Here is an 18,699-nt window from a genome sequence, read left to right as displayed (position 1 = left end):
TGAAACCAAAGATTTCTCTCTACTTAAGACCTGACCGATGATAGCCAGTTTAAATTCCAGACTATACTTAATTTTTCTGCTCATAAAATGCTCCTATTAAAGTGTCCAACTTTTTGGGGGCAGTCCATTTGCCGTGGGCTTTTCGTTCTGTCAGGTAATAAACAAGGATTCGGTGTTTCGTGGCACTGTTGTTGTACCTCAATACGTAAAACTTCTGCAATTATGAGCAGCATCATTTCGGTTATAAGTATTTAGCCCTATTTTTGCTGTAATAGATTCGTCATGCTGAACTTGTTTCAGCATCTTTCTTGTAAGACCCTGAAATAAATTCGGGGTGACGTAGCGTAAATGACATGAAAATAGAACAGATATATACAGGTTGCCTGGCAGAAGCCGCTTATTACATCGAAAGTGATGGCGAAGCAGCGATTATTGATCCTTTAAGAGAAGTTGCGACATATTTAAAGAAAGCAGAAAAAGCGGGTGCTACCATTAAATATATATTCGAAACGCATTTTCATGCAGATTTTGTTTCCGGACATGTAGACCTGGCGGAAAAATCAGGCGCCGAAATTATCTACGGACCAACTGCTAAAACCAAATTTAAATCGCATATCGCCAAAGATGGTGAGCAGTTTAAAATCGGTAAACTCACCATTACCGCATTGCATACCCCCGGGCATACTTTAGAATCGACTACTTATCTCCTAACCGACGAAAATGGAAAAGATCATTGCATTTTTAGTGGTGATACCTTATTTATCGGTGATGTCGGCCGACCTGATTTAGCGCAAAAAGGTCATTTAACAATGGATGACCTGGCCGGAATGCTTTACGATTCGTTAAACGAAAAAATAAAACCTTTAGCCGACGATGTAATTGTTTACCCGGCTCATGGCGCGGGTTCGGCCTGTGGTAAAAGCATGAGCAAAGAAACTTTTGACACGCTGGGGCATCAGAAACAGGTTAATTATGCTTTAAAAGCGGAAACAAAGGAACAGTTTATTGCAGAGGTTACCGATGGTATTCTGCCTCCTCCACAATATTTTGCTAAAAATGCTGCCATTAATAAAGGAGGGGTAGAAAGCATAGATGAAGTATTTGAAAAAGGTTTAAATGCGTTAAGCCCTAAGCAATTTGAAGAACTGGCCAACCAAACTGGTGCCATTATGCTCGATACCCGCGATCCTCAGATTTTTGCAAAGGGTTTTATCCCGAATTCGATCAATATTGGTTTAAATGGCCAATTTGCACCCTGGGTTGGGGCTTTAATTACCGATTTACAGCAACCGATCTTACTGATTACCGATCAGGGTAAAGAAGAAGAAACCATTACTCGCCTAACCCGTGTAGGATATGATAATACCATAGGTTATTTAGATGGCGGTTTCGAAAGATGGACCACAGCGGGTAAAGAAATCGATACCATTGAATCTATATCGGCCGAAGCTTTTGAACAGGCTGCATCAGTTGGTGAAATTACTGCGCTTGATGTACGTAAACCAGGCGAATATGAAGCAGAACACCTGGAATTTACCCTGAGCCGTCCGTTAGATTTTATTAACGACTGGATGGGTGAGATTAATCCAAAAGCGACATATTACATTCATTGCGCTGGGGGGTACCGCTCAATGATAGCGGCTTCGATCTTAAAAGCCCGTGGTGTTGAAAATGTAATAGATATTGCAGGAGGTTATGGCGCAATTAAAAATACCGGCTTAAAAAGAACCGATTTCGCCTGCCCAAGTAAAGCAATGAAAGTATAATAAAAGCAATTGTCACATTGAGCTTATAGAAACGCAATTAAGATTCTTCGACTGGCTCAGAATGACAACCTAAGATATAATCATTTTGGCAAATCAAAATCATTACGACGTATTAATTATAGGTGCCGGGCCGATTGGGATGGCCTGTGCAATTGAAGCCCAAAAAGCAAACTTAAGCTACGTAATTATAGAAAAGGGGGCTTTGGTGAACAGCTTATTCAATTATCCTGTTTTTATGACTTTCTTTTCTACTTCTCAAAAGTTGGAAATTGGTGGGGTACCTTTTGTAACCATTAGCCCGAAACCTAACAGAAATGAAGCAGTTGAGTACTATCGGCGCGTCGCTGAAAAATTTGATTTAAATATCCATCTTTTCGAAAGGGTACAACAGGTGGTTAAGAACAGCCATGATGTTTTCGAAATTAATACCTCTAAAACGAATTATACCGCTGATCATGTGATCGTTGCGACAGGTTTTTATGACGTTCCCTTATTAATGGGGGTGCCAGGAGAAGATTTACCAAAAGTAACGCATTATTATAAAGACCCGCATTTATATGCCTTCCAAAATGTTGTTGTTGTTGGCGCCAATAATTCAGGTGTTGATGCTGCCCTTGAAACTTATCGTAAAGGTGCAAACGTAACAATGGTGGTGCGGAGTGGCGATCTTGGCCCTCATGTGAAATACTGGGTACGTCCGGATATCCAGAACAGGATTAAAGAGGGAGAGGTTAAAGCATTATTCAATTCTGAATTAGTTGAAATACGGGATGGCGAAGTTGATATTAAGACGCCCGATGGAATAAAAACCATTCCGAACGATTTTGTAATTGCCATGACGGGTTATCAGCCAGATTTTGATATGCTCAGGAAATTCGGTATCGACCTGCCCGAAAGTCTTTGTCCAGCCTACAACCAGGAAACCATGGAAACCAACGTGAAAGGTTTGTACCTGGCAGGGGTGGTTTGCGGCGGTTTAGATACCCGCAAGCTTTTTATTGAAAACTCGAGGGTGCATGCTGAAATGATTGTGAAGAATATTGTAGGTTAGTGTCTTACGGAATGTAGCCTGGCAGGATTAGAGATAGACTTAGTGATTCCGTACTAAATTCCTGAAATCATTTTCTTTGATTTTCCATATTTGTAGACCGCAAGCAACATTAATGCAATTACCAAAATTTGGAAGACCAATAGGGCATTAAATGGAGTGAAAACGGTTGGTACAAATCCTGTTATTGCGTTAACTTCTGTTGGTTCGGCTTTAACTGATAGAGGTGGATAAACTGTCCACCCACTTTTCCACGGATTAAAAAATGTTGCAATCGGACTCGTTTTGAACAATAATACATTAAAGCCAAATCCTAAAATTAAAAAGATACCTAGTGGCAATTTCCGATTAAAAGCATGCCTGTTTTCTTTGGTAAAATAGAGCGTAAATGAAAAAACGATAAAAAAGCAAATAAAAAAATGCTGATTCTTAATAACAAAGTAGGTGTCGTATAGGTTAATATCGATATCTTTTTCAAAAATAGCCTTTCCAAAAAAGAGTATGCCAATAATGATGGTAAATGCGACGCAGCCTAAAAGCCACACTATTTCAATTAATAAAGGTTTGAGGTTTTTCATTGGTTTTGAGAGAGAAGGCTCAGATAATGTTTAAAACTAATAAAAGTATTGAGAATCCTAATAAATGAGGGACGAATAACCACCAGTTTTTTGTTCTTATGCTTTTATAGAGATTGAATAAAAGTAATATAAAACTAATTGGGAACAATAGTATTATAGATATAAAATCGAGGTTTGGCGTACAGGCACCCGAGCGGAAATACCTTATGCAGATTAATATCCAGCAGATTACAAAAATATAGTAAAGGCTAGGAAAAAGTATTTCTTTTTTCATCTTCCGATATTATTCCGATGCCCTGGCAAAGCCATCTTTAATGGTTAATCTGGTAATCCATACTAGCGATTTGTCTGGATTAAACTCTATTTTATCAATTTTACCACCGCACCGTACAATCAGATGAAATTCTGTAGGCATTTTTCCAATCTTCGGTCTGTAGGTAGGGGATTAGCTTTTTAAAATCATTATAACTAACTGTCTGCGCCTGGCTTTTGATAAAACAGAATATGATGCTAAGAAGTGAGAGCCATTTTTTCATTTTGATTTATTTAGAAGTTTCCAAAGATATTTTTAAGGTGTGTTTTATGTATTGATTTATTGCCTTTTCTACACTGGGCAAATCTTTCGAAGTAATATACGAGCCCATTACATGGTTACGTGCGTTGGGTATGGCTACTTTTCTTTTTAAATTGTCTGGTGTGCCCAGTTCATCGAACATTTTCAGCATGGCATCTACGCGAACAACGGGATCCTGTTCGAGTTCATTTTTGTAGTAATAAAGCATTAAAACAGGCTGTTTTACTTTTTTGAAAGTCTTTTTTACCATGGTGCTCTCTATAAATTCTTCGAGTTCTACCAGCGATTCGAGTCGGTAATTGGTGTACCAGTATTTTTTATATTCTTCTGTACGGTCGTCTACTTTGCGTTCATCGCCTCCAACAACCCTCCTGGCAATCTGTAACCCCCAGGGGTTGTTTAAAAGCCAGGCGTTTTTATCGTTAATGGCCACATTTGGTGATAATAAGATTAAACTGCTGATTTCGGGATAGGTTGCAGCTAATTTTAAAGCTACCGTACCGCCCGTAGAGGTGCCCACTAAAATTACTTTTTTGCCCAGTTTTTTACCAATGGCATAGGCCTGTTTACTGGTTTCCCAAAGGCGGTCGGCGGTAAAATATTGCATGGGTGCAAGGGTGTCGATGCCATGATCGGCCAGGCGGGCAAGGTATAAATTGGCATGCAGTGCTTTGGCCAGATTTAAATGTACCGGGTTGCCTTCTGTTTTTGACGCCGAAAAACCATGCAGGTAAACAATGGCATATTCGGTTTGACGGTGGAGCGTATCGGCCCACACAATTTCAGCTTCGTTGCCCGGTTTAATCTTGTGCATGGATTCGATGCTGGCTACATAACTGTCCAGGTCTTCCAGATCGGGTACTTTGGTCAGCGCCTCACTAAATACCGGTTTTTTGGGTTTTGGTCCCAATAAATAACCTGCAATAATAAATGCTGAGAGGCCTATAATTGCTTTGTAGCGTTTTTTCATGCCATTAAATAATTGGTTTAAATGTAAAATTTGAATTTAAATAAAGCTAATTTTTAAAAGAATTAATTAGCATACCGAGGGGTTTTTTACCTGTACTGTCCTATAATTCTAACCTGATAGCGTCAAATAGCCCACAGCCCGAAGCATGAGGGCGAGGACTATAGGCAATAGCAGGGGGTAAGGATGTTAAGGGTTGCTAACCCTTGCTTTTCAAATCCTTAATAATAAGATGGCAGATTACCTTTTTATGGGAAATTAGTTTAAGTTTGCAATCAAAATTTTTCGACTTAATGCCGGGAATCGAACAGATAAAAACACCTATAGCTGCTGATATCAAAGCGTTTGAAAAAACCTTTAAGGAATCGATGCATAGCGACGCACCGTTGCTGGATAGGATTACCCATTATATTGTAAAACAAAAGGGCAAACAAATGCGGCCGATGTTCGTATTTTTTGCGGCCAAACTGTGCGGCGGAATTACGGCATCGACCCACCGTGGTGCGGCTTTGGTTGAGCTTTTACATACGGCTACCTTGGTGCATGATGATGTGGTAGATAATGCTTACGAACGCCGTGGCTTTTTCTCTATCAATGCTTTATGGAAAAATAAGATTGCTGTTCTGGTGGGCGATTACCTGTTGGCTAAAGGATTATTGCTTTCGGTAAACAATAATGAGCACCGTTTGTTACAGATAGTATCGGAGGCAGTGAAACAGATGAGCGAGGGTGAATTGCTGCAGGTAGAAAAGGTACGGAGAATGGATATTTCGGAAGATCTGTATTTTGATGTGATCCGCCAGAAAACGGCTTCGTTAATTGCTTCATGCTGTGCTGCGGGTGCGGCTTCGGCAGGGGCTGATGATGCTACAATAGAAAAAATGCGCCTGTTTGGCGAAAAAGTAGGAATTGCCTTTCAGATTAAAGATGATACCTTCGATTTTGGAACAGACGATGTAGGTAAACCCTTAGGTATAGATATTAAAGAGAAGAAAGTAACGCTGCCTTTAATTTATGCCTTAAACAAGGCAGAAAAAGCCGAGCGTAAAAGGATGATCAACCTGGTGAAAAACCACCAGGACGATCCGGTTAAAATTCAGCAGATCATTGATTTCGTAAATGCCCATGAAGGTGTTTATTACGCAAACCAGAAAATGTTGGAGTACCAGAATGAAGCATTTGCTATTCTGCACAGTTTTGATGCAGGCGAAGCACGAACGGGTTTGGAGCAGCTTGTACTGTATACCACAGAACGTAAAAAATAATGGGTAACGAATTACTTTTTAGCTTAGGTTTTTTGCTTTTTATTGCATTGATCCTTGCTTTGGACTTAGGCCTGTTTAGCAGGAAAGAGCATGTGGTGAGCTTAAAACAGGCTGGGGTAATGAGTTTGGTTATGGTTGCGCTGGCCATCGGTTTCTATTTTATCCTATTAACAGAGGGGCATCAGCTCCATGGAATCAGGGATTTTGCGCATCTACAGGAAATTGTAACCAAACACCAGCACCATATTAAGCTTATTCCGAATGATTTTGAAGGGAGTTTAGCCGTTTATAAACAAAACCTCGGATTGGAGTTTTTAACGGGTTACGTTATCGAATATGCCCTTTCTGTTGATAATATTTTTGTAATTGTACTTATTTTCTCTGCCTTCGCAGTTGAAGAAAAGTATTATCACCGCGTATTATTCTGGGGCATATTAGGCGCTATCATCATGCGTTTTATCTTCATTTTTGTAGGTGCCGCTTTAATTACCAAATTTACATGGATACTTTATGTTTTTGGGGTTTTCCTGGTTTTTACGGGCATAAAGATGCTTTTTAGCAAGGAAGAAGATAATAAAATTGATCCTGAAAATCATCCAGTGGTCAGGTGGGCCTCTAAAGTTTTCTCGATCCACCCGAAATACGAGGGTAAAAACTTCTTTGTTAAAATAAACCACAAAAGAATGGTTACGCCATTGTTTTTGGTATTGTTGATTGTAGAATTTACCGATCTGTTATTTGCTGTAGATTCTATTCCGGCTATTTTTGCAGTAACCAAAGATCCTTACATTGTATTTTTCTCAAATATTTTTGCCATCATGGGCTTACGGTCTATGTTCTTTTTATTAGTAAATATTATTCATAAATTCCATTATCTAAAAACAGGTTTAGCTTTTTTACTGGCTTTTATCGGTATAAAAATGTTAGGGCATACCTACCTGGAAAAATGGGGTTTCACTACCGAGCATTCGCTGATCGTGATTTTGGGCATTTTAGTGATCAGTATTGTGGCATCATTGGTTTTTCCGAAGAAAAAAGTGCATCAGCAACCTTAAGCTATTGTCAAAAATGTTAGCCGCTAAAATTATTTTGACAAGCTGAACCATCCGTTACGCTGAGAGAGCAAGATCATCTTGAATTTCCTTTGAGCCGATTTTAGCTTTGTATTTGTTCTGCTGATTTATTATTTTGCTTTACTGGTTATTCAAATCCTTGAATGCTTAGCTAGCCTGGCTAATTTTTATACATTATGATACCTTTCAGTAATTTACTTATTTTTTCTTTGGCGGCATTGATTTTGGTTGTGAGTCCGGGCCCAAACATGTTATACCTCATTTCCAGATCTATAACCCAAGGTAGGCGTGCAGGACTAATTTCTTTGGCAGGGGTGATCTGTGGCTTTCTTTTCCACATTGTGATGGTATCTTTTGGTTTAACAGCAGTGCTTTTTGCGGTACCCTATGCTTATGATACTCTGAAGATTCTTGGGGTATTATACTTACTATATCTGGCCTACCAGGCAGTAAAGCCAAACAGCAAAAGTGTTTTCGAAACTACGCAAAACCTACCACATGATAAATCATCTAAATTATTCAGTATCGGTTTTTTAACGAATGTATTGAACCCCAAGGTAGCCGTGTTCTACCTGTCGTTTTTTCCTCAATTTATAAAATCCGAATACGGCTCTGTTATGGCCCAAAGTTTGCAGCTCGGTATTACACAGGTTTTAGTGAGCTTTACGGTTAACTTAATCATTGTGCTTTCTGCTTCAAAAGTAGCGGTGTTTTTTGCCAAAAGCCCAAAGTGGGTTAAAGTTCAAAAATGGTTTATGGCAAGTGTGTTAATGGGATTGGCCTTTAAAATGGCGTTTACAAAGGCAAAATAAACGTTACAGCTGGCAATCTCTATCAAAAATTTGTACTTTCAGCAGATAAACTGAACGTAATGAAATACCTTTTCTCTACAGCCCTTCTTTGTACCACTTTGTTGGCCAGTGCACAGGATAAATTTGGCGATGTTTTTGCCAAAATCAATGCTGATGTACAACAAAATTCAAAAGCTTATCAAACCCTTAAATATGAAACCGAAACCATCGGTCACCGTTTAACAGGCTCTGCGAATGGCGCAAAGGCTGAGCAGTATGCTTTCGATTTATTAAAATCTTATGGTTGCACGGTGAAATTTCAACCTTTTGAAGTAGAAAGCTGGGCCAGAAAAACCATCAGTGTAGAAATTGGTAAGGATAAAAACAGTTTAACTAAAATGAAAGCTGTTACACTGGCACATTCGCCGGTGAAGGCAGATATTACCGGTGAAATCGTAGATGCCGGTAACGGACTGGAAGCAGATTACCAGGTAAGTCCAGAAAAGTTTAAAGGTAAAATTGCATTGATTTACCTGGGAGTGTTGCCGGGCTCTCCTGCGGGGACCAAATCGTTGCACCGCTCAGAGAAAACTGCTATTGCCACCAAATATGGCGCAACCGGTGTGATTATAATTAACACGGTAAAGGGTGGAGTGCTGCTTACCGGAACTGCCTCGGTAACGGGTAAACTGATTCCAATACCTGCCGTTTGTATCGGCTTGGAAGATGGAATGGCGTTGAAAGAAGAAATTAAATCACAGCCACAGATCGCACATATTGCCATGACAAATTTTTCAGGTTTGATCAAAGCCCGTAATGTGGTGGCTACCTTTAAAGGGACTGAATTACCCAAAGATAAAATTGTTGTTGGCGGGCATTTGGATAGCTGGGATTTGGCAACAGGCGCCATTGATAATGGAATTGGTTCTTTCGCTATTATGGATATGGCACGGACGTTTAAAAAACTAAATTTAAAAACCAAACGTACGGTAGAGTTTGTATTGTTTATGGGCGAGGAGCAGGGTTTGCTGGGCTCTAAAGCTTATATCGATCAGGCTAAAAAGTATGGAACCTTAAACCAGGTGAAGTTTATGTTAAACTATGATATGACCAACGATCCTAAAGGTTTCTCTACTTCAAGGGCTGAAATGAAAGATTTGTTTACTGCCTGGGGCGCTGATATCGTAAAAATTGATACGGGGTTCAAAAACCTGTTCAATGCTGGTGCGGGTTTGCATAGCGATCATCAGCCTTTTATGTTAGAAGGTATCCCTACGGGCGGTGGTTTTGGCGGCAAATTGCCCAATAACTCAGGGCCATTTTATCACTCTGATGGCGATAGTTTTAAATTGGTTGATGAACAGGAACTTAAAAATACGGTTCGTTACAGTGCAATGTTAACTTATGCATTAGCCAATACACCGAAAATCCCGGTAGGTGTTCAGGGCGAAGAAGAATTAAGGGCATTTTTGGAATCGCAGAATTTAAAAGAACCTTTAATGATAGCGGGAGAGTGGCGCTGGAAGTAACCTGCCGCCTGATTTCTGGCTTTAATAAATTATCCATACCACTGCCAGGGATAATAATAGGGTTATTATCTCGCTGAAAATCAGTCGAATGCCTGCCGGTGCAAGCAGGGAGAGCTCTATCTACAGATTTAGCTGGTTATTACGGCAGAACCATGGATTTACACATTGATTTTATTTACTGTTAATTTAACGTTTAAAACGTATGTTTTTACGATATAGCTAGTGTTAAATTTACACTTTGTCTTTGCTTCTATAGTGGTTAGTCATATATTTGTTTTTATCCCAAACAAACAACCTGCTTAAAAATGAACAGAAAACGGAATAAAACAACCGTAATTTTTGTAAGTAAAAATCAAAATTCGAGTAAGCCCATCCAAGTTCCTACTGCTTATGTTTTGCATTGGAAAAAGTATTTCTTAGGTATCTTAGGGTTGTTTTTAATGCTTGTTGGCAGTATATTTTACCTCATCCGAAGTAATGCCAATATAGAATTGAGCAAAAATAAACTTCAGGCTGCGCTTCTAAAAAGCAAAGATCAATTATCGGTTATTGATACTTCCTTGCTTAAAAAACATTATCAATCGATAGACAAAAAACTGCTCACGATAAATAAATACCTTAAAGCCCGTGGGTTAAAGCCGATTTTAACAGGGAATGAAGGTGGGGAGCAAAGTGACGATGTTTTGTCGAATGAAGAAATCAGCGAATTTTACGATAACTACCTGAGTAAAATTACCTACAATGTAGCTTATACGCCAATGGGATACCCCCATTTGGGCACCATTACATCAGGATTCGGTCACCGCGAAAATCCCTTTACCGGAGAAAATGTAGAAACACACAAAGGGTTGGATATCAGGGCCAGTTATGGCGATTTGGTTAAAAGTACGGCAAACGGAAAAGTAATTTTTGCCGGTAAGCGTGGTGGTTATGGCAATTGCATTGTAATTAAACACGGCAACGGCTTTGAAACCTATTATGGGCACCTTTCCAAAATTTTGGTTAAAGAAGGCGAAAACATTACTGCCGGCAACAATATAGGCAGGGTAGGTTCAACCGGCCGCTCTACAGGTCCGCATTTACATTACGAAGTACACCAAAACGGCAAAGTTGTTAATCCAAGATCCTTTTTAACCCTGTAAATATGTTCAAGAAAAATAACCAGATTAAAGACCTCAATCAACAAGAAATTTCAACCATAATCGGTGTTGGTTTTACCATTACCGGTGAGTTAAAAGGCAAAGCGGTCATCAGGATAGATGGAACAGTAACAGGCAATGTGAATGTTGAGGGCGGTATTGTTTTGGGAGAGAAAGGAATGATTAAAGGCGACATCCAAACCGATTCTGCCATTATTTACGGCACAGTTAACGGAAATGTAAAAGCACGAAACCTCGAAATCAAAAAAACCGGTAAGGTTAACGGCGACATTAAAACAGAAGCCATTGAAATTGAGATGGGCGCACAATACAACGGAAAACTGGAAATGCACCAAACTGGTAAGACTGAAGAGAAGGTTGCAGCAAAAGCTTAATCGGGGTCAAAGGTTGAAGTATCGATTTTTACTTTAGCCTGGGCTGAAAGGTATTCCATTACTTTGTCTTCATCTTTGGTGATCCCCATTTCTTCATTGGTATTCCAAAAAGAGCCATCACTGAATTTAACATAATAATGTGGCTTTTGCATGTTTCCTTTTTTGTGTTTTACCATTTCTACAAAATAAATAGAACTGATAGCTGAAATATTTTGTGTTTTTACCTCAAAACTTAAAAAAGGGTTAAATACGATGTTTTTCTGGAAAACCTTTACCGAATATTTAAAACCAAAAAATAGGAGTACTGATGAAACGGTTATGAGCAATATAGATAGTGGGCGGATGATTTTATGGCCGTTAAAACCATGTTTCATATTCGTGTATGCAATGTATTCCTCATATCTTTCTTTTAGCAGGAAACGATAAGTAAGTTCCATTGGGATGGATACCAAACCAAAAGCAAAAATAGAAGAGAAAGCATACCAGGCAACATCAGCAGGGTAATATTGGAACAAACTCGCATCTTTAACCTGTGTATGCACAAATAACCAGCTATAGAAATTACCTGAAAAATAAGCGATAAGAATAATATAGGTAAATAAAGGTACAAATGCAAAAAGCTCCCATTTTGCATACTGTACATGAAGTGATTTGAAGTTTGCCTGGGCATAAAGAGCTGGCCCCTGATATGGGAAAAAGATGGCCAACAAAATAAAAATTAATGAAATAGCTAATTCAATGGGAGCGTACATTGGATATAAATTACCCGCTAATATAGCTTTCCAATTGCGAAATAGTTTGCTTTTGATCGGCAATAATAAATTTTACCACATCACCGATGGAGACCATTCCTTTTACTTCACCACTTTCTACAACCGGTAAATGGCGGATGTGTTTATCCGTCATCAGTTCCATACAATGATCAATACTGTCGCTAAACTTGATGGTAATGGGGTTTGCCGTCATGGCTTCTTTAATCAGGGTGTCTTTTGATGATTTTCCCTGAAGGATGATTTTGCGGGCGTAATCGCGTTCGGTGAAAATGCCCCGAAGTTGTTCGTTTTCCATCACCAATACCGCGCTGATGTTTTTCTCTGTCATTACTTTTAAGGCATCCAAAACAGAAATATTTTCTGGTACCGAAATAATAATGACCTGTTTGGTGTCCAGTAAGTGTTTTACGCTTTTCATAATTATTGATTTGGTTATAACAATTTAAGAAATAATTAGCTGGATATCAAAGTTTTATTTTGGTTTTTTGGGAGCATACTTCGGGACGTGATTAATCTAAATCTGGCGAAAAACGGTAACCTCAGATTTCTTCAATCGGAGTTATAGTGAATGGCAGGTCAGGAGCGGGCTTAAGAACTACGGAATTTGCTTTTTAAAAGACATTAAACATCAGATACAAAATCCGAACCTTTAAATTCCAGTCACTATTTTTACAATCCCCCAACCCACTCACTCTTTAATTATTTGGCTTTCACAAAGGGATGCCGTAACTTTGCATCACATTTTAAAACAAATAATTATGTCATCAGTAGAGACAACTTACATTCCTTACAAAGTTAAGGACATTTCACTGGCAGAATGGGGCCGTAAAGAAATCGAATTAGCCGAAGCAGAAATGCCAGGTTTAATGAGTTTACGTAAAGAATTCGGTCCGACACAACCGTTAAAAGGTGCGCGTATTGCAGGCTGTCTGCACATGACCATCCAAACGGCTGTATTAATCGAAACATTGGTGGCCCTGGGTGCTGAAGTTACCTGGTCATCTTGCAATATTTTCTCTACACAAGACCATGCTGCTGCTGCAATTGCTGCTGCGGGTATCCAGGTTTATGCGTGGAAAGGCTTAAACGAGCAGGAGTTCGACTGGTGTATTGAACAAACTTTACACTTCGGTCCGGAGCAACAGCCGTTAAACATGATTTTGGATGATGGTGGCGATTTAACCAATATGGTTTTCGACAAATACCCTGAACTGATTGCAGGAATTAAAGGTTTATCAGAAGAAACCACTACCGGTGTTCACCGTTTATACGAGAGAATGAAAAACGGAACCTTGCACTTACCTGCAATCAACGTGAACGATTCAGTAACTAAATCTAAATTCGATAACAAATACGGTTGCCGCGAATCTTTGGTTGATGCGATCCGTCGTGCTACCGATGTAATGATGGCTGGTAAAGTAGCTGTTGTTTGTGGTTATGGTGATGTAGGTAAAGGTTCTGCAGAGTCTTTAAGCTCACAAGGTGTACGGGTTATTGTAACTGAAATTGACCCCATCTGTGCTTTACAGGCAGCTATGGAAGGTTACGAAGTTAAAAAACTGGCTAATGCCATTAAAGAAGCAGATATCGTAGTAACTACTACCGGTAACTGTGATATCGTTCGCGAGCAGCATTTCAGAGCATTAAAAGATAAAGCTATTGTTTGTAACATTGGCCACTTCGATAACGAAATCGATATGGCCTGGTTAAACGGTGCTTATGGCGATACTAAAGTTGAAATTAAGCCTCAGGTTGATAAATATACTATCGATGGTAAAGATGTAATCATCTTAGCAGAAGGTCGTTTGGTTAACTTAGGTTGTGCAACTGGTCACCCAAGCTTTGTAATGAGTAACTCTTTTACCAATCAAACTTTAGCGCAGATCGAACTTTGGACCAATACGGATAAGTATGAAAACAAAGTATATACTTTGCCTAAACATTTGGATGAAAAAGTTGCGCGTTTACACTTGGAAAAAATCGGTGTAGAATTAGACGTTTTGGATCAACACCAGGCTGATTATATCGGCGTACCGGTTGAAGGTCCTTTCAAAGCAGATACATACAGGTATTAATCCTGAATCTTCAGTCGAGCATCTGAAGTCGATAAGATGAAGAGGGATGTGCAGATTTGCATATCCCTTTTTTATTGCCCTCTCCCCGGGGGACTGCAATGAAGGGTATCACTAAAGTCTAGGCAAGTCTCCTTTTTTTTGGAAAACGTTGGTTCCTGTTCACTTCGGGAAGACCAGTCCTGCCGTACACTTTATCCCGACGGAAGAATCGGGATGCTCGTTCCCATCAGGTTTATTTTATGGCAGATTGTGATTCTTTTGCTGCGGAAAACTTACATTTGAAAAAAGAAAAGAGATGAAAAAGTTAATATTTGCGTTAGTCCTTGGCGTATTTGCAGTTTCTGCAAATGCTCAAACCGCTCCTAAAAAAACTGAAACAGCAAAAGTAATTACCAAACAGGTGGTCGATATTGCCTGTGGAGAATGTCAGTTTAAAATGAAGGGTAAAGATTGCGAACTGGCCGTGAAAATTGATGGGAAACCCTATTTTGTAGATGGTAAAGGTATTGATGACTTTGGTGATGCACACAGTGAACATGGTTTTTGCAATGCCATTAGCAAAGCAGAAGTTACCGGCGAAATTGTAAACAACCGCTTTAAGGCCAAAGAAATAAAGTTATTGCCGGTTAAGAAATAGCTTTACCGTAAAGAACGCAAAGCTTTTCGTGGAGTGTCATTGAGCTGGATTGAAAATTATTTGACCAAGCTTTGCCTGCTCAGCGCCTTCCTTCTGTGTCTTTTATGGTTAATAAGTAGGTTATTCAAATTCCTTTTCCAGGCCCTGTCTTAAATCGAAAAGCAACCATTGTTTATTCTTCACATCAGCTTGTTTCGTTTTTAGCAACTGGATAAAATCTTTTACGCCTATTTCTTCATTTCCGTTGCCATGTATCAGTACTATACTTCCGGCGTTAGGTTGCTGTCCTTTGGCTAACCAGGCATCACTTCCAATGGGAATTAAACCATAAGCTTCAATTTTTTCGACTATTGCTTTATCCGATACCAGGCCGGGGAAACGGAAAAACACCGAAGGGGTTAAACCGTTTTTTAGCATCAGTTTTTCGTTTTCCAACACTTCCACATCTAAATTGGTGCCCGGTGCAAGTAGAAAATTTTCAGCCAGGGGCAGTTTATTTACCTCGTGGTTGTAGGTATGATTCACCCAGGTAATGTCTAATTCTTTTTTCTCTACCAAACTTTTCAACCAATTCAAATCATCATGGTGTTTTAACATCCATTTGCCCGAAACAGAAACGGCTAAAGGAGAGGGTTGTTCTATCTTTTTAAATTCGTCGAAAACGGATTGGAAAATAATCCTGTCCAGTGCTTTATGCGAAGGACAAAGATCGATGGTTAAAGTAATGCCTTTTTCATTTGGAATGGCATGATCAATCCCTGCGTTCTGCAACTGAAGATCTTTAGCCGCAGCAGCTTCTATTGCTTTAATGTAGGCAGTGTTTTTGAAAATCGCCAATACATTTTGGAATTGTAAGCTGCTTAAAGCATATTTATTTGCCAAATCTATTTTGGTTTCTAAACTGTTTGGATTAACCAATAAAATGTATTTCTGATTACTCGAGGTGAAGCTTCTGATCGCTAAAAAAGCGTCTATTCCTTCAATATTGTTAGGATTAAGGCTAATATTTTTTATTGGTGTTTTATTGCTAATCCTCGCCAACGCATAATTCACCTTGTATTTTTTGATATCATCAAAATTTTGCGCAAAACTAAATTGGGATAAAAGGAGTGATAAGGTAAATAATATAGATTTCATTTACAGGGACTGCAATCGTATTTTTTGGAGTAAAGGTTAAATAAACTGAAGATTCTCTACTTTTTTGTCTTTCTTTTTCTCCTTCTGATCTTTTTTGTATTCCTTTTTTAGGTCCCTGAGTTCTTTTCGCATTTCCTTACGGGCCTCCCTTTTTTCTGCACGGCTGTCAAATTCTTCCTGTTTGAAATCGTCAATAATTTCTTTTTTTTCGATCTCATAGTTCATTCTATCAGTATTGTCAGTTAAACCGTTCATCATACTACTCAAGGCGTTCTGGTTATTAGCCAAAGTAGATTTGCCAAGTTTTTCTGCTTCTTTCAACTGTTTGAGCATAGTAGCGGCCATCTGTTTGGGCATGGTGTTTTTTAATTGCTTCTCTATTTCTTTCCATTCTTTCGCGCTCATTTTCTTTGTAGAATCGGTAACAGATGATTTTGATAAAAATGTTTTTGAGATAGACCGTGGACGAGATGCGATTGCCGATAATGAAATGAAGCAAACAGGCAATAGGAGGAACAATAGTTTTTTCATAAGCTTTAAATTAGAATTATTGAATTTACAGAAAACTTTCAAAAAATTAAATCTTTAGCAGACTATTTAGAAATCTAAGCTTCCTTATTTAAAATCTTTCTAATTTAAGCCAAATCTATTATCTTTACAAACATCGCCATGAACAAAGAAAAATTAAAACTATGGTTTAAACGCGTAGGGCTAATAGGCTTCCTGTTCTTCCTCATAAAAGGATTGATCTGGCTTGTGGTATTTTACTTTATTGGCAAAAATGTAACTTAAGTTATTTGTTCAGTAGTCATTAGTTCATTGGGCACTGCAATTGCATAGTGCCAGCTCGATCATTTGGCTTTTTCTTAATGTCCTTCATCCCTTAATGGTGAAAAGCTACCTGAAAGTAAATAACATATTTGCTAAAAAATTCCAGACAAATACGATTACAATTGCAAAAAACTTCGCCACATAAAAGTTTGTTCCATTTTTTCTTTGATGGAAAAGGTAGATGATAATGGTGTTTAAGCCTAAGCCGATTAAACTCACCACCAAAAATTTACTGAATTCGGTTGCCCAATGGATGTTGGTGCTTTCGAAGGTCCATATGCGGTTAATGAGGTAATTATTGGTTACCGCCAGTGTAAAACCAATGGCATTTGCCACATATTTGTTTACCTTTATTTTTTCTTTAAAAAGCCATGTTGCACCGAAATCGATTGCCATTCCGAGCAGGCCGGTCAATCCAAATTTTATAATGCGGAAGAATAAATCCATTTTAATGCAGTTTAACCAGGTAAAAATGTTCTAATAGCTGAGGGCGCGTTTTTGCATTGATAAATTTTGGGCTGAGCTTTGTAATGTGATAGTATTCGAATGATTTTAGCACTTCAGCGCCGTAATCTTTTTTCAGTTTGGCCAGTTCGGATTCGGGCGTATAAACGACCAGGTTTTTATCTTCTTTAAATTCGTCAAGCAATTCGTAGCTCCAAAAGTATTTTGGCTCTCCCTGGGCATAAAAATCGAAGGAATAAGCATCCGGGTACATTAAAACCGAAGCCCTGGCCTCCGGATAATTTTCTTTTAGCCAATTTCCAGCCTCCATTCCTGATTCGTATTTCAGTGCTGATGGATAGAAAAAAAGAGAAAGAAAAATCATTAAGCCGACAGAAATCATAACGCTTCTTGCCAGTAGATTTTCAGTTTTTAATCCTTTGAAAATTAAAAAAGATACCATTAATAAAATAACTAAAACTGCAATCGCTACATAATTATTGGTAAATCCGAAGAAAATCGCAACTGCGGATAATATCACAAAGATTAAAACTGCCAGTACATTTTGGATGGTAAAAAACACATTCAAACTTTTGCCTTCCAATTTCTGTAAATATAAAGCCGTAATGATGGCAAACTGCGGAAGAATAATCAGGATATAATGTGGCAACTGGAATTTCGAAAGCGAAAACAATAAAAATGTAATGGCGGCACTCGTCCAGATTATGACACTTTCGGCAGGTAAAGTTACCCTGTTTTTCTTTTTGAAAAGATTAACCACTGCTGAATAAAAAAGTATCGACCACGGTAAAAAAGCCCAAAGGGTAGTGTGCAAAAAGAATGAAACATCGCCTTTGCCTTTTATTGGCCCATTGTTAAAGAACCGGCCAAACTGGCTATCCCAAAAGAAGAACTTTAAGCCGGAAACCCCGGTTTTTCCGAACACCACTTTCTCGGGGTGTAAATCGAACTGAACGTATAGGGTGTAAAGCTCCGGAATAATGAAAATGAAAATCAATACAATGGCGAGCCACCATTTTGGTTTTACGAGCTGTTTAAACTGTTTGGTTAATAACCAGTATATAATAAACCCACCAAAAACAGGGATCAGCACAAATATACCTTTAATCATGATGGCGCATGCAGCGAAAAATGAACCTGCAACAATGTGCCAAAAAGAGTGGTAATGAGCTTTATAATAATGATAAATAGCTGCTAAGGTAAAGGTAGTGATGTAAACTTCTGCACGTACATCGAAGGTAGAGATGAGTATATGCAAAGAACTTAAAAAAATCAGGGCACTGATCAATCCTGTTTTTTCATTGTAAATATCTTTTGCCAGTTTATAAAGGTACCATGCGCCTAATAATCCAAATAAAAAAGAAGGGAGCTTGTAGGCAAAAGCAGTAATCCCGAAAATTTTAAATGAGGCGGCCGCCAACCAGAAAGTTAAATGCGGTTTGTCCAGCCAATCTGCACCTCTAACATAAATATTGATCCAGTCATTCCGGAGCACCATATTTTTGGCTATGGAAGCATAAAGTGCAGAATCAGGCTCCATCACCCCACCAAAAAGAGCCAATACACTGACGAAAACCATCAGGGCGATTAAAATTTTATATAAGGTGATGTCTTTCAGGTTCATTTACAAGAAGCAAATATGAGCAAAAAAAAGTC

General features: G+C 38.7%; 19 protein-coding genes. 10 read left to right on the top strand and 9 right to left on the bottom strand.

What is annotated here, in order from left to right:
• Nucleotides 1–353: 353 nt before the first annotated feature.
• On the top strand, nucleotides 354–1,766 hold the full coding sequence (locus ACFSR6_RS19755; RefSeq protein ID WP_379082110.1) for an MBL fold metallo-hydrolase: 1,413 nt from the start codon (nucleotides 354–356) through the stop codon (nucleotides 1,764–1,766).
• 85 nt (nucleotides 1,767–1,851) lie between these two features.
• The gene (locus ACFSR6_RS19750; protein ID WP_379082107.1) at nucleotides 1,852–2,817 is read left to right on the top strand and encodes a YpdA family putative bacillithiol disulfide reductase; all 966 of its coding nucleotides are present in this window, start codon (nucleotides 1,852–1,854) and stop codon (nucleotides 2,815–2,817) included.
• 53 nt (nucleotides 2,818–2,870) lie between these two features.
• On the opposite strand, the gene ACFSR6_RS19745 is transcribed toward ACFSR6_RS19750, so the two are convergent.
• The 3 genes from ACFSR6_RS19745 to ACFSR6_RS19735 all read right to left on the bottom strand — a co-directional run bounded on the left by ACFSR6_RS19745 (nucleotide 2,871) and on the right by ACFSR6_RS19735 (nucleotide 4,936).
• Nucleotides 2,871–3,392, bottom strand: coding sequence for a hypothetical protein (locus ACFSR6_RS19745; protein WP_379082105.1), 522 nt, complete (start codon nucleotides 3,390–3,392; stop codon nucleotides 2,871–2,873).
• A gap of 283 nt (nucleotides 3,393–3,675) precedes the next feature.
• Entirely contained in the window at nucleotides 3,676–3,807 is a 132-nt protein-coding gene (locus ACFSR6_RS19740; protein WP_379082103.1) for a hypothetical protein, read from the bottom strand.
• 127 nt (nucleotides 3,808–3,934) lie between these two features.
• The gene (locus tag ACFSR6_RS19735; protein WP_379082101.1) at nucleotides 3,935–4,936 is read right to left on the bottom strand and encodes an alpha/beta hydrolase; all 1,002 of its coding nucleotides are present in this window, start codon (nucleotides 4,934–4,936) and stop codon (nucleotides 3,935–3,937) included.
• A gap of 290 nt (nucleotides 4,937–5,226) precedes the next feature.
• Between ACFSR6_RS19735 and ACFSR6_RS19730 the strand changes: the two genes are divergently transcribed.
• The 6 genes from ACFSR6_RS19730 to ACFSR6_RS19705 all read left to right on the top strand — a co-directional run bounded on the left by ACFSR6_RS19730 (nucleotide 5,227) and on the right by ACFSR6_RS19705 (nucleotide 11,125).
• On the top strand, nucleotides 5,227–6,198 hold the full coding sequence (locus tag ACFSR6_RS19730; protein ID WP_379082099.1) for a polyprenyl synthetase family protein: 972 nt from the start codon (nucleotides 5,227–5,229) through the stop codon (nucleotides 6,196–6,198).
• Nucleotides 6,198–7,253: a TerC family protein gene (locus ACFSR6_RS19725; RefSeq protein WP_379082097.1), complete on the top strand. Its 1,056-nt coding sequence runs from the start codon at nucleotides 6,198–6,200 to the stop codon at nucleotides 7,251–7,253. The genes ACFSR6_RS19730 and ACFSR6_RS19725 overlap by 1 nt, the downstream gene beginning before the upstream one ends.
• A gap of 194 nt (nucleotides 7,254–7,447) precedes the next feature.
• Nucleotides 7,448–8,083 (top strand): LysE family translocator, encoded by a 636-nt coding sequence (locus ACFSR6_RS19720; RefSeq protein ID WP_379082095.1) that lies wholly within the window; start codon nucleotides 7,448–7,450, stop codon nucleotides 8,081–8,083.
• A gap of 59 nt (nucleotides 8,084–8,142) precedes the next feature.
• On the top strand, nucleotides 8,143–9,591 hold the full coding sequence (locus ACFSR6_RS19715) for a M28 family peptidase (RefSeq protein ID WP_379082093.1): 1,449 nt from the start codon (nucleotides 8,143–8,145) through the stop codon (nucleotides 9,589–9,591).
• A gap of 305 nt (nucleotides 9,592–9,896) precedes the next feature.
• On the top strand, nucleotides 9,897–10,733 hold the full coding sequence (locus ACFSR6_RS19710) for a M23 family metallopeptidase (protein ID WP_379082092.1): 837 nt from the start codon (nucleotides 9,897–9,899) through the stop codon (nucleotides 10,731–10,733).
• Nucleotides 10,734–10,735: 2 nt separating this feature from the next.
• On the top strand, nucleotides 10,736–11,125 hold the full coding sequence (locus ACFSR6_RS19705; RefSeq protein ID WP_379082090.1) for a bactofilin family protein: 390 nt from the start codon (nucleotides 10,736–10,738) through the stop codon (nucleotides 11,123–11,125).
• On the opposite strand, the gene ACFSR6_RS19700 is transcribed toward ACFSR6_RS19705, so the two are convergent.
• On the bottom strand, nucleotides 11,122–11,877 hold the full coding sequence (locus tag ACFSR6_RS19700; protein ID WP_379082087.1) for a hypothetical protein: 756 nt from the start codon (nucleotides 11,875–11,877) through the stop codon (nucleotides 11,122–11,124). The genes ACFSR6_RS19705 and ACFSR6_RS19700 overlap by 4 nt on opposite strands.
• Before the next feature lie 10 nt (nucleotides 11,878–11,887).
• On the bottom strand, nucleotides 11,888–12,316 hold the full coding sequence (locus ACFSR6_RS19695) for a CBS domain-containing protein (protein ID WP_379082085.1): 429 nt from the start codon (nucleotides 12,314–12,316) through the stop codon (nucleotides 11,888–11,890).
• 340 nt (nucleotides 12,317–12,656) lie between these two features.
• On the opposite strand from ACFSR6_RS19695, the gene ahcY reads away from it, so the two are divergent.
• Nucleotides 12,657–13,973 (top strand): adenosylhomocysteinase, encoded by a 1,317-nt coding sequence (gene ahcY / locus ACFSR6_RS19690; protein ID WP_379082083.1) that lies wholly within the window; start codon nucleotides 12,657–12,659, stop codon nucleotides 13,971–13,973.
• A gap of 295 nt (nucleotides 13,974–14,268) precedes the next feature.
• Nucleotides 14,269–14,610 (top strand): DUF6370 family protein, encoded by a 342-nt coding sequence (locus ACFSR6_RS19685; protein WP_379082081.1) that lies wholly within the window; start codon nucleotides 14,269–14,271, stop codon nucleotides 14,608–14,610.
• 120 nt (nucleotides 14,611–14,730) lie between these two features.
• Here the strand turns inward: ACFSR6_RS19685 and ACFSR6_RS19680 are convergent, their stop codons facing one another.
• The 4 genes from ACFSR6_RS19680 to ACFSR6_RS19665 all read right to left on the bottom strand — a co-directional run bounded on the left by ACFSR6_RS19680 (nucleotide 14,731) and on the right by ACFSR6_RS19665 (nucleotide 18,667).
• Nucleotides 14,731–15,747 carry a polysaccharide deacetylase family protein gene (locus ACFSR6_RS19680; protein ID WP_379082079.1) on the bottom strand — a complete coding sequence of 339 codons (1,017 nt, stop codon included), beginning with the start codon at nucleotides 15,745–15,747 and terminating at the stop codon, nucleotides 14,731–14,733.
• 36 nt (nucleotides 15,748–15,783) lie between these two features.
• Nucleotides 15,784–16,278: a hypothetical protein gene (locus ACFSR6_RS19675; protein WP_379082077.1), complete on the bottom strand. Its 495-nt coding sequence runs from the start codon at nucleotides 16,276–16,278 to the stop codon at nucleotides 15,784–15,786.
• A 366-nt stretch (nucleotides 16,279–16,644) separates the two neighbouring features.
• Entirely contained in the window at nucleotides 16,645–17,025 is a 381-nt protein-coding gene (locus tag ACFSR6_RS19670) for a GtrA family protein (protein WP_379082075.1), read from the bottom strand.
• 1 nt (nucleotide 17,026) lies between these two features.
• Nucleotides 17,027–18,667: an ArnT family glycosyltransferase gene (locus ACFSR6_RS19665; protein ID WP_379082073.1), complete on the bottom strand. Its 1,641-nt coding sequence runs from the start codon at nucleotides 18,665–18,667 to the stop codon at nucleotides 17,027–17,029.
• Nucleotides 18,668–18,699: the final 32 nt, after the last annotated feature.

Source organism: Pedobacter vanadiisoli (genome assembly GCF_042684385.1).
Lineage (GTDB): Bacteria > Bacteroidota > Bacteroidia > Sphingobacteriales > Sphingobacteriaceae > Pedobacter > Pedobacter vanadiisoli.
Note: the sequence above shows the minus strand (reverse complement) of the source record. Positions and strands in the feature narration are given on the sequence as shown.

What these genes read in the sequence shown, in the direction of transcription:
- ACFSR6_RS19755 (WP_379082110.1), top strand. Translation starts at nt 354, where the DNA reads ATGAAAATAGAACAGATATATACAGGTTGCCTGGCAGAAGCCGCTTAT.
- ACFSR6_RS19745 (WP_379082105.1), bottom strand. Translation starts at nt 3,392, where the DNA reads ATGAAAAACCTCAAACCTTTATTAATTGAAATAGTGTGGCTTTTAGGC.
- ACFSR6_RS19740 (WP_379082103.1), bottom strand. Translation starts at nt 3,807, where the DNA reads ATGCCTACAGAATTTCATCTGATTGTACGGTGCGGTGGTAAAATTGAT.
- ACFSR6_RS19735 (WP_379082101.1), bottom strand. Translation starts at nt 4,936, where the DNA reads ATGAAAAAACGCTACAAAGCAATTATAGGCCTCTCAGCATTTATTATT.
- ACFSR6_RS19730 (WP_379082099.1), top strand. Translation starts at nt 5,227, where the DNA reads ATGCCGGGAATCGAACAGATAAAAACACCTATAGCTGCTGATATCAAA.
- ACFSR6_RS19725 (WP_379082097.1), top strand. Translation starts at nt 6,198, where the DNA reads ATGGGTAACGAATTACTTTTTAGCTTAGGTTTTTTGCTTTTTATTGCA.
- ACFSR6_RS19720 (WP_379082095.1), top strand. Translation starts at nt 7,448, where the DNA reads ATGATACCTTTCAGTAATTTACTTATTTTTTCTTTGGCGGCATTGATT.
- ACFSR6_RS19715 (WP_379082093.1), top strand. Translation starts at nt 8,143, where the DNA reads ATGAAATACCTTTTCTCTACAGCCCTTCTTTGTACCACTTTGTTGGCC.
- ACFSR6_RS19710 (WP_379082092.1), top strand. Translation starts at nt 9,897, where the DNA reads ATGAACAGAAAACGGAATAAAACAACCGTAATTTTTGTAAGTAAAAAT.
- ACFSR6_RS19705 (WP_379082090.1), top strand. Translation starts at nt 10,736, where the DNA reads ATGTTCAAGAAAAATAACCAGATTAAAGACCTCAATCAACAAGAAATT.
- ACFSR6_RS19700 (WP_379082087.1), bottom strand. Translation starts at nt 11,877, where the DNA reads ATGTACGCTCCCATTGAATTAGCTATTTCATTAATTTTTATTTTGTTG.
- ACFSR6_RS19695 (WP_379082085.1), bottom strand. Translation starts at nt 12,316, where the DNA reads ATGAAAAGCGTAAAACACTTACTGGACACCAAACAGGTCATTATTATT.
- ahcY (WP_379082083.1), top strand. Translation starts at nt 12,657, where the DNA reads ATGTCATCAGTAGAGACAACTTACATTCCTTACAAAGTTAAGGACATT.
- ACFSR6_RS19685 (WP_379082081.1), top strand. Translation starts at nt 14,269, where the DNA reads ATGAAAAAGTTAATATTTGCGTTAGTCCTTGGCGTATTTGCAGTTTCT.
- ACFSR6_RS19680 (WP_379082079.1), bottom strand. Translation starts at nt 15,747, where the DNA reads ATGAAATCTATATTATTTACCTTATCACTCCTTTTATCCCAATTTAGT.
- ACFSR6_RS19675 (WP_379082077.1), bottom strand. Translation starts at nt 16,278, where the DNA reads ATGAAAAAACTATTGTTCCTCCTATTGCCTGTTTGCTTCATTTCATTA.
- ACFSR6_RS19670 (WP_379082075.1), bottom strand. Translation starts at nt 17,025, where the DNA reads ATGGATTTATTCTTCCGCATTATAAAATTTGGATTGACCGGCCTGCTC.
- ACFSR6_RS19665 (WP_379082073.1), bottom strand. Translation starts at nt 18,667, where the DNA reads ATGAACCTGAAAGACATCACCTTATATAAAATTTTAATCGCCCTGATG.